Annotated in this window: 8 protein-coding genes and 1 pseudogene; 6 read left to right on the top strand and 3 right to left on the bottom strand. The window is 37.4% G+C overall.

Translation table 11 applies throughout. The features are described from left to right. Positions 1–233: 233 nt before the first annotated feature. Complete coding sequence (locus FY049_RS21995; RefSeq protein ID WP_034618067.1) at positions 234–566, top strand: hypothetical protein; 333 nt, start codon at positions 234–236, stop codon at positions 564–566. A gap of 266 nt (positions 567–832) precedes the next feature. Here the strand turns inward: FY049_RS21995 and FY049_RS21990 are convergent, their stop codons facing one another. Beyond that, a complete protein-coding gene (locus FY049_RS21990) occupies positions 833–1,531 on the bottom strand; it encodes a TIGR04219 family outer membrane beta-barrel protein (RefSeq protein WP_105714791.1) in 699 nt (232 codons plus the stop codon). Positions 1,532–1,668: 137 nt separating this feature from the next. Here FY049_RS21990 and FY049_RS21985 point away from each other — a divergent pair. The 4 genes and pseudogenes from FY049_RS21985 (at position 1,669) to FY049_RS21970 (ending at position 5,707) form a co-directional block, all read left to right on the top strand. Continuing rightward, positions 1,669–3,116: pseudogene (locus FY049_RS21985) on the top strand (aldehyde dehydrogenase family protein). A gap of 61 nt (positions 3,117–3,177) precedes the next feature. Continuing rightward, the gene (locus tag FY049_RS21980; protein WP_105714789.1) at positions 3,178–3,765 is read left to right on the top strand and encodes a DUF1287 domain-containing protein; all 588 of its coding nucleotides are present in this window, start codon (positions 3,178–3,180) and stop codon (positions 3,763–3,765) included. Between the two features lie 309 nt (positions 3,766–4,074). Further along, a complete protein-coding gene (locus FY049_RS21975; RefSeq protein ID WP_004718898.1) occupies positions 4,075–5,553 on the top strand; it encodes a sodium-dependent transporter in 1,479 nt (492 codons plus the stop codon). A gap of 10 nt (positions 5,554–5,563) precedes the next feature. Next, on the top strand, positions 5,564–5,707 hold the full coding sequence (locus FY049_RS21970) for a methionine/alanine import family NSS transporter small subunit (protein ID WP_004718897.1): 144 nt from the start codon (positions 5,564–5,566) through the stop codon (positions 5,705–5,707). A 52-nt stretch (positions 5,708–5,759) separates the two neighbouring features. Here the strand turns inward: FY049_RS21970 and rsmB are convergent, their stop codons facing one another. Together rsmB and fmt are read right to left on the bottom strand one after the other, a co-directional pair. Further along, the gene (gene rsmB, locus FY049_RS21965) at positions 5,760–7,067 is read right to left on the bottom strand and encodes a 16S rRNA (cytosine(967)-C(5))-methyltransferase RsmB (RefSeq protein WP_262783023.1); all 1,308 of its coding nucleotides are present in this window, start codon (positions 7,065–7,067) and stop codon (positions 5,760–5,762) included. Continuing rightward, positions 7,064–8,023: a methionyl-tRNA formyltransferase gene (fmt, locus tag FY049_RS21960; protein WP_105714786.1), complete on the bottom strand. Its 960-nt coding sequence runs from the start codon at positions 8,021–8,023 to the stop codon at positions 7,064–7,066. Before fmt ends, rsmB begins: the two co-directional genes overlap by 4 nt. Before the next feature lie 740 nt (positions 8,024–8,763). On the opposite strand from fmt, the gene FY049_RS21955 reads away from it, so the two are divergent. Then, the coding region (locus tag FY049_RS21955; protein WP_446084408.1) for an ESPR-type extended signal peptide-containing protein at positions 8,764–10,368 on the top strand (1,605 nt) is incomplete at its 3' end.

The raw sequence follows: 10,368 nt of genomic DNA, 5'->3' as shown, positions 1-10,368 counted from the left end.
ACGAGAGCGGGGTGTTTTTTTATGGGTGGTGTTTATTAGCGAAATGAAATAGATCTAGTTATATTAAGTTAATTGATCACTGATTAAGCTTATGCATTGATGAAACTGAACTTATTTTCTTTATTTCTCATCATGATCATCATTGAAGTGAAGATATAGAAAGAGTTGAGCTATTGAACCAGTCGTTTCTTTATGCTAAAAATTAAAGTATTACGATAAAAACAGTTAATAATATGTTGATTTTCCAATTTTTCTTTACAGATTATGATGGTGAAGAGGTTTTACCCACTCAAAATCAGTATGCATCTATCGATGAAATCATAGAAATAATGCAATCTGTGTTAATCAGACCAGAAAACTTTTTAGGGATCGTTGATAAAAATGATCGTACTTTACAGTTTATCGTCAATGATGATTATTCATTAGATGCAGATATTCCTGTTCCTGATCAAAAAGGCTCTTATACAAAAACAATAAGTTTGCATGAAGCGGTTAAACTAGTTCAAAAACAAACTGAACTGATTCAAATTGATGCTATTGAAGGAATGGCTTTTATGAAGTGGTAAGTTTTTTACTTTAATTGTTTTAGTCTATTCAAAATAAAAAAACCTCAGACATCCATGCCTGAGGTTTTTTGTATTGGTTCTGAGGTATAACTCCTGTCGTACCTTTCGCTATCCTGCGTTATCGTCCTATCTTATTCTTGTTTTTAATGGAAACTTCCTGTTTCCTAATGTGTTTATAATATTAAAATTTAGCTGTTCTGCCTATACGCATAAATCGGCAGACCATGTAAGAAAAAGCTTACATGATCATAAACGGATATTTTCTATTAAAAATGGGCATTTAAACCAATATAAGGCCCTTTAAAATCTAATTTATATTTGATGTCATCTTTATCAGCATCAATACTCATATAGCGATATCCTACTTTAGCACCAAGGTCTAAAAGTAAACTTTGCACAAAATTATATTGAAGTTCTGCTTGTACATCTGTCAGTGTTGCATCTCCATCACTACCAACGATAATTTCTCCTTTGGTACTTAAACCTGTAAATGGGAGCTTCCCACCGATAGAGGCATAAGCAATAGGTAAATTACCAGACATCGTATAATCCATAGATTGAATTGCATCATATTGTTTAAAATCACCATTAATATTTGCTAAGCCTAAACCAATGTCTGCACTAACAATATTATCGAGTATTTCATAGTATAAAATATAATCAGTATTAGTAAGGTCAATTGTATTTGAGCTAAATGCACCATCATTATTGTTAGTTGAGCTATCTAAATTGGTGTATTTAATTTTTACATTCGGTAAAAGAGGAACAGGATGTTCAAAAGCAATCGAAGCTTGAATGCCATTATCACGATCAATATCATTATTACCATTTAGTGGCTTAGTATTTTCAATTTTTCCATTGTAAGACCAGTAATTCACATCACCTTTTAAACCAATAAAATCAGCTTGAGCAAATGAACTTAGACCTAATGCAGCGATAAATAAGGGTAATTGAATAGATTTCATATGTCCTTCTTGATGAAATAATTTTTCATCCTATATTTTTGTTACTTAAATACATTTCAATACTGTATTAACAGAAGGCATGATATAGGGGTTTATCAAATTTTGCATTATTAAAAAGATTAAATCGAGGGTGTAGGATGAGTGATTCTATTGATCAAGCAGTGATTGAATTCCCACTTTATGTCGCCAATAAAGCGATTAAATCAGGACAATGGCTTGAAGTTCATGATAAATTTTCGGGGAAAATTTATGCAAAAGTGGCTTTAGCGGATGCAAAAATTTTAGAAAAAGCCATCAGTTCAGCTGTGAAAGCAGAGAAAGAAATGGCTGCTTTAAAACCATTTCAGAAGCAAAAAATACTGTTACATTGTGTTCAGCGTTTTAAAGAGCTCCGTGAAGAATTAACCCAAATTTTAATTATCGAAGGTGGAAAGCCTAAACTTGCAGCAGCAGCTGAGGTTGAAAGGCTGATTAATACTTTCCAGCTAGCGGCAGATGCAGTCTCCACAATCAATGACGGTCATTTAATGCCTTTGGCTGTTACCGCTTCGGCTGCTGCATATCGGGGAATGGTACAACATGTACCGATTGGTGCAGTGTCTCTGATCAGTCCGTTTAATTTTCCTTTGAATTTAACAGCGCATAAAATTGCACCAGCAATAGCAGCGGGTTGTCCATTTGTATTGAAACCGGCAAGTTTGACGCCAATTTCCGCATTAAAAATCGCAGAAATTTTGGCTGAAACAGATTTACCAAAAGGCGCATTTTCAATTTTGCCTTGTCCACGAGAACATGCTGATGTGTTAGTGACGGATGATCGCTTTAAGCTGCTCAGCTTTACCGGTTCTGATCAAGTGGGTTGGGATATGAAAGCACGTGCTGGTCGTAAAAAAGTAACCCTCGAATTGGGTGGTAATGCAGCTGTTTTAATTGAACCTGATACAGAAATAAGTGATGCATTGATTGATCGAGTGATTGGTGGTGCATATGGGCATGCGGGGCAGGTGTGTATTAGTGTGCAACGAATTTTAGTCCATGCTGATATTTATATAGAATTTAGAAAAAAATCTTAGCAAAATTGAAAAAAGTATCTGCTGCAGATCCACATGTAGAAACCACGATAGTGGGCCCAATGATCAAGGAGGCAGAAGCGATTCGTTTAAAAAAATGGGTAGATAAAGCGGAGAAAAAGGGTGCGAAAATCTTAATTGGTGGCACTTTAAAAGGCGTTTTATTCGAGCCAACTTTGCTTGAAAATGTCGATGAATCTCTTGAAATTTATCAAAATGAAGCATTTGGCCCTGTGGCAATTTTAGAAAAATATAAAACATTTGAGAAAGGTATCGAACTGATTAACCAAGGTCGCTTTGGTTTACAAGCTGGTGTATATACTCAAAATCTCAATAAGATGCTTTATGCATGGGATCATCTACATGTGGGCGGGGTAATTATCAATGATATACCCACCTTCAGAGTTGATAATATGCCATATGGTGGCGTGAAAGATTCGGGTTTAGGTCGTGAGGGGATCCAGTCTGCAATTGGTGATATGCAGGAAGAGCGCTTACTTGTGATCAAACAATAAGTTAATATTCTAAGGGGCTACGGCTCCTTATTTCTTTGAATTTTATATATAGAGTTAAAAAATGATAATAAAATTTTTCAATTCATTATTTTTAATAGTTTTGCTTTGCTTACAGAGTGTGCAAATTTGGGCATTTCAATCTGAAAAATTGGTAAATGATGCACGTTCTCAGATCTGGAAAACTCTTTATTATGATCCTGCTTATACTCAATTGTCCTATCCAATGGGTGATGTTCCATTGATCAAAGGCGTATGCACAGACGTGGTTATTCGCGCCTTACGCCATCAAGGTATAGATCTGCAACAACGTATTCATGAAGATATGAAAGCCAATTTTAAAAAATATCCACAAAAATGGGGTTTAAAAGCAACCGATCGAAATATTGATCATCGACGGGTTCCAAATATCATGACCTATTTTCAGCGTCAAGGTTATCAAGTGAATGATCAAAAGTATCAAGCAGGTGATATCGTGGCATGGGATTTAGGTAAAGGTTTAACCCACATTGGTATCATTTCAAATAAAACCACAATGTTATCAAAAACACCTTTGGTTATTCATAACATTGGTTCTGGAACACGTGAAAATGATATTTTGCATGAATATAAAATCATTGGGCATTATCGACTACCCAAGAGGGTCAATTAGAAATAGGCAATTCCAAGCAAAATAGCTAAAAATTAACCATGTGTGACGAAAAGTAAAAAAAACATGGGAAAATGGACACAAATTACAGAAAAAGCGCTGCAAAACGAGTATTGTTACAACATTAAACAGTAATTTTGTTGATGCACTTTAACCGAGAAGTTTGCAAAGTTACTGGTTTGGAATAATAACAAAGGACCCAAAAGGTGCTGTTTTATTCAAACAACAAAATTTAAAATTGGTACTTCTTTTGCTCGCAGATCACAATGAAAAAAAGCAGCATTTGAGGACATCTACAGAATTAGGTGTTTTATGACAGAATCTCGTGAAAACTGGACATCACGATCAGGTTTTATTATCGCAGCTGTTGGATCGGCTGTCGGTTTAGGTAATATTTGGCGCTTCCCTTACATTGCTTATGAAAACGGTGGTGGCGCTTTTTTAATTCCATATTTAATTGCACTTATCACTGCAGGTTTGCCACTGTTATTTTTAGACTATGCGACAGGGCATAAAAGTAATTCTTCACCTCCTAAAGCCTATCGTGCTTTATTTAAAGGGGGTGAAACTTTAGGTTGGTGGCAAGTCTGTGTCTGTATCATTATTGGTTTGTATTATGCCAGCGTACTGACATGGGCTGGCAGTTATGTTTATTTTTCTGTAGGTCAATTGTGGGGAAGTGATCCTGAAAACTTCTTCTTCAATACCTATTTACAAACTTCAAAATCAACAAGTTTTGATTTTCAGTTTGTTGGTCATTTATTTTGGCCAATTGTGGGAATTTGGGCATTAACACTGATCATCTTATTTGGTGGTGTGAAAAAAGGGGTTGAATTATCCAATAAAATTTTCATGCCTCTACTGTTTATTCTGTTTACTATTCTTGTTATTCAAGCTTTGCGTTTACCAGGAGCGGTCCAAGGTTTAAATGCTTTTTTTACACCGAACTGGGCAGCGATGTGGGATTATAAAGTATGGCTTGCAGCATTTGGTCATACGTTCTTTTCACTCTCTGTTGGCTTTGGGATCATGGTGACTTATGCCTCGTATCTTAAACCAAAAACCAATTTAACAGGCTCGGGCCTCATTGTTGGTTTTGCCAATGCGTCTACTGAAATCCTTGCGGGGATTGGTATCTTCGCGGCACTGGGCTTTATGGCATTTTCAGCAGGCAAGCCTGTAGATCAAGTGGTCAGTGGTGGTATCGGCTTGGCATTTATTGCTTTCCCTAAAATCATTTCAAGTTTAGGGACTGGTGCGGATTTATTCGGTTTACTGTTCTTCTCTTCTTTATTTGTTGCAGGGATTTCTTCAATGGTGAGTATCCTTGAAGTGCCGATTGCAGCGATGCAAGACAAGTTAAAATGGGGACGTAAAAAAGCCGTAAGCATCATTGGTGGTGGTAGTGCACTGGTTTCAATTTTCTTATTCTCTAGTGTGAACTCGATTAAACTGGTGGATATCGTCGATCACTTTATCAATAACATTGGGATTATTGGTGGTGCGTTATTGTCAATTATTTCGATAGCATGGTTTAAACGTTCGGCATTGATGGAGTTACGAGATCATGTGAATCGTATTTCAACTGTGCAACTTGGTAAAGGTTGGGATTTCACTTTAACTGTAATCACATCTTTAATTTTGCTGGTCACTTTAACTATGACCGTTTTTAGCTTGATTAAAAATGGATACGATACCTATAGTTCAAGTATGTTGATGTTCTTTGGTTGGGGCAGTGTGATTTTCTGTGCTGTTATTGCTTTAGTCCTTAGCAAAATGAAAGATCGATAGGAGCGTCAAAATGAATACTTCTGCAATCGTGATGATGATTATTTCAATGGTATTTTTATGGGGTGGGTTGATTTTATCGATCCTACATTTGATGAAAAATCCTGAAGAACTGGATGAAGTTCTGGAAGAAGTCAAAGATCACCATACCCTTTAAACTTGAGTCAAAAAAAAAGCAGGCGAATTAGCCTGCTTTTTTAATGCATTTTTTAAGCCGTTTTATGAATTCGGCAATAATAGAAACCATCACCATGATGCGCTTCAGGCAACAATTGACGACCATGAATTTGTTCTATTCCCCAGTTTGCGTCAATCTTGATTTCTTCAGCATCTGCATGTTCAGCAAAAAACTCGACCATCTGCTGTTCATTTTCAACTTTCAGAATTGAGCAGGTAATATAAAGTAGTGTTCCACCGACTTTAAGCTGCTGCCACATATGCTTTAAAATTTGCTTTTGCAGATCGACCACTTGTTGAATATCTGTAGATTGACGCAATAAGCGGATATCAGGATGACGACGCATAACACCAATAGCAGAACAAGGTGCATCTAATACGATGCAATCGACCAACTCTTTAGGCACCCATGTTGTAGCATCTGCTGTGATGATTTCAACTGTTGCATCAACATTTAATTCAAGGCGTTCCAAGTTTTCTGAAACACGCAATAATCGTTTAGCATCATGATCAAGCGCAATTAATTTTTTAGGATTGAAGCGCTCTAAGATATGAGCTGCTTTACCACCCGGTGCTGCACAAGCATCGATAATGACTTTGTCATCTAAGTTGGGTAACAGTGTTGCACACAATTGAGCATGTTCATCTTGAACAGAAAACCCGCCTTCTTCAAAGCCTGGTAAATGAGTAATATTACCTGTTTGTTCCAGAACAATACCAACATCTGAAAGTGTACAAGGACGAGCATCAATCTGTTCTTCATCTAAAATATCAAGATATTCATCACGACTAATTTGACGTTCATTGACACGCAGCGTTAGTGGAGCGACTTGTTTTAAGTTTTGACAGATTTCAGGGAGTCGATCAGCCCAATCTTTTTTAAGTCGTTTGAACAGCCAGCTTGGTAAACCATGGGTATTATTCAAAGCCGTTTGAAACTCAGTTGTTTCACGTGAAACACGACGAAGGATGGCATTGACCAAACCACTCATCGGTTCAAAACCTAATTGTTTCGCTGCATTGACAGTTTCTGAAATCGCCGCATGTGCAGGAATACGGGTGCATAAAATCTGGTATAAACCCAAATATAAGCAACTTTCTAATGCTTCATTGTCTAACGGTTTTGTGAGCAAGGGTAAGGTAATTGCTTTTAAAGAATACCACTGACGTAAACAGCCCAAAGTAAGCTCATGGTATAAACCACGATCACGTTCAGAAACAATATTGATATGTTGGTTTAAAACGGAAGCCAAAGACTGTCCATTTTGAACAGCTAAAAGTGTTTTAACCACTTGTGCACGCAAATTCAAATTTTTTGCAGATGATTGAATTTGGCTCATGCGAATATATTTCCTACTGAAAGTTTATGGCTTTGTATAATTTGTACAGGGTTAATGGCTTTACCACCTGGCCATTGTAGGCTAGTCAGACAAATCACACCATCTCCACACAGCACATGTACACCTTGTTTGTTCATTTCGATAATGGTTCCGGGTGCTTCGCCATTGGCTGTAAGGTCTGAAATTTGAGAATTCCATACACGTAAATTATTGCTTTCATCTATTGGTGTAAATGCGACTGGCCAAGGATTGAATGCCCGAATATTGCGATCAAGTTCAACTGCTGATTTAGTCCAATCAATTTGTGCTTCAGCTTTTGTGAGTTTATGTGCATATACCGTAAATTGTTCATCTTGCACTTCACGTGCATCTAAATATTGTTGTAATTTTTGTTCTGATTCTAATACCACGCAAATTGCTTCAGCGCCTTGGATCGCAAGTTTGTCATATAAAGTCGCTGAGGTTTCTTCTACTGTGATTGGGCACACTGTTTTAAAGATCATATCACCTGTATCTAGTCCAGCCGCCATTTTCATGATTGTTACTCCGGTTTCAGTGTCACCTGTTGCAATGGCACGCTGAATCGGAGCGGCACCACGCCAACGTGGTAGCAAAGAACCATGAATATTTAAACAACCATAGCGCGGTGTATCTAATACGGCTTGAGGCAAAATTAAACCATAAGCCGCAACCACCATTACATCTGCGCCCAAAGCTGCTAATTCTTGTTGAGCCGCTAAGCCTTCGTCTGTCGATGCTTTGAAATGAAGGGGTTGATAGACGGGTAAGTTGTTTGCGAGCGCAAGTTGTTTCACGGCTGAAGCTGTCATTTTTTGTCCTCGACCTGATTTGCGGTCGGGTTGAGTATACACAGCGACGATTTCGTGATCAGTTTCAATGAGTGCTGCTAAAGCAGAAGCTGCAAATTCGGGTGTACCTGCAAAAATGATCTTCAAAGGTTATGCTCAGATTAAATTTTAAATTGAATTATAGCAAACCTGATTATGCGGTGGCGTTTTCAAATGAAAATACGGGTTTTTCTATGTAAAAAATAAAATACGATCAATTGTATATTTTGTTCAGATCATCTATCTGCTTTGAAAACAGTCAGCAGATGCCTTTTACAGTACCCTTAAAATTCGCGTAAGTCTAAATTAACCAATATCCATTTTTAAAATAAATATCACTTTTTAAAATAAAATTTTTCACTTTAAATTGATAGAAATAGATCTTATTTTTAACTTAATCTAAATAAACAGATGGTTTAGAAATTGAAATTGGAGTTATTGTGACCTATTTCGCAATAAAAAATTGTTAACTGAATAAGCATAGGCAGTTAATCGAAATTTAACAATATGTCAAATGTAAACTAAGTCTCACATTATTTTGATAAATGTGACAAATTTTGTCACATGCTCAATTTAAGAACAATATGTATTTAATAAATCTTAATGTTTTTTGATTGGTGTATAAATTGCTGATTTATATGTATAAAAATTATAAAATGTGTGATTATTTTGCTTTTTATTTAAAAGTTTAGACCATGTGTTTAAAAAAACAAAATAAGTGAAATATATCTCAATTTTTCTATTGCTTTAAATGTATGTAAATTGTTAAATAAAAAAAATTGTACATTTTATATGCATTATTGATGCGAAATCAGCGGCTGTAATGCACCTCCTAAAGGAAAAGTAATATGAATAAGATCTACAAAGTGATTTGGAATGCGACTTTGTCGGCATGGGTTGCAGTTTCTGAATTGGCAAAAGGGAAAACCAAGTCTTCAAAAGTAACTGGAATTATTGGGGCAGCAACAGTTAGTTTGATGATCACTTTTTCATCCGATGTAACCGCGAATGTTATAAATACAGATTCAAATAATTGTATAACTGGCTCTAATGGGATTGTCGGTACTATAAATCCTGGAACGACTGGTGGCCAGGCAACGGATGGTTCTGGTACATACTCTACTGTTGCTGGTTGTAATGCTAAAGGTAATGGTCTTTCGGCTGTAACTGCATATGGAGCGTTTTCAGAAGTTACAGGTAATGCAGGAACAGCTATCGGTCATAATAGCCAAGCCAATGCTTTTGGTACGGCTGTGGGTGTAGAGAGTCGAGCAACAGGAGTAGGTAGTACTGCACTTGGTGAAGGCAGCCAGTCAACAGGACAAAATGCTGTAGCATTAGGTGGAACGGCTACAGGTACTGCTAATGGAAATGTTTTATCAGTTGCTAATGCAGTTACCGCTTCTGCTAGTGGCGCCGTTGCTATTGGTGGTAATGCGGTTAAAGGTGCGCAGTCTGCTGGAACTGATGCTGTTGCAATAGGGGCGCAGTCTGCAGTCTCAACGGCAGGAACAGGTGCAGTTGCTTTAGGTGCAAGAACGAATGCAACTGCGAGTGGCGCTGTTGCTATAGGTGATGGGGCAAATGCATCTATTGCTGGTAGTACAGCACTGGGAGCAAGTACGACAACATCAGCATCCGTAAACAGCACCGCTCAAACGATTAATGGTAAATCTTACACTGCAACGGGTACAGCGAGCACAGGTGTTGTGAGCGTTGGTTCAAGTACAATAAAAAGACAAATACAAAATGTCGCAGCGGGTCAGGTTACAGCGTCTAGTACCGATGCAATTAACGGTAGCCAATTATTTAATACCAATACTGAGTTGGCCAAGGTAGCAACAGATACAGCGACGGCTTTAGGTGGTGGGGCTACAGCGGGTACAGCGGCAGGCGGTATTACTGCTCCAAGTTATACAATCACAAAAACAGATGCATCAACAACAACAGTTAATAATGTTGGTGCTGCAGTGAGTGCATTAAATGCTGAAGTGGTTAAACCAATTACATTTACAGGAACAACTGGAACAACGAGCCAGAAATTAGGTTCATCTGTTGCAGTGATTGGGGATAGTAAAAATATTTCTACAGCGGTTACAGCAAACCAAATTAAAGTTTCGATTTCTGACAATCCTACATTCACATCAGTTACAACAGGCAATACTGTTCTTAACAATGCAGGTGTTACAGCAGATCAGGTTGCAGTTGGTGGCGTTGTTATCAATAAAACAACAGGTATTAATGCCGGTGGGTTAGCGATTACAAATGTTGCTGCACCAACAGCAGGTACGGATGCGACAAATAAGACTTATGTTGACTCTAAAGCTGCAGCATCAAAAACTGAAGTTGCAGGTGGAAGCAATATAGCAGGGGTTGCAAAAACTACAGGTGCAAATGGTCAAGATATTTATACGGTTAATGCTAATGGTACAACAGCATCAGCAGGTTCATCA

Source organism: Acinetobacter sp. 1125_18A, assembly GCF_052824985.1.
This window is presented reverse-complemented; position numbering and strand designations above follow the sequence as displayed.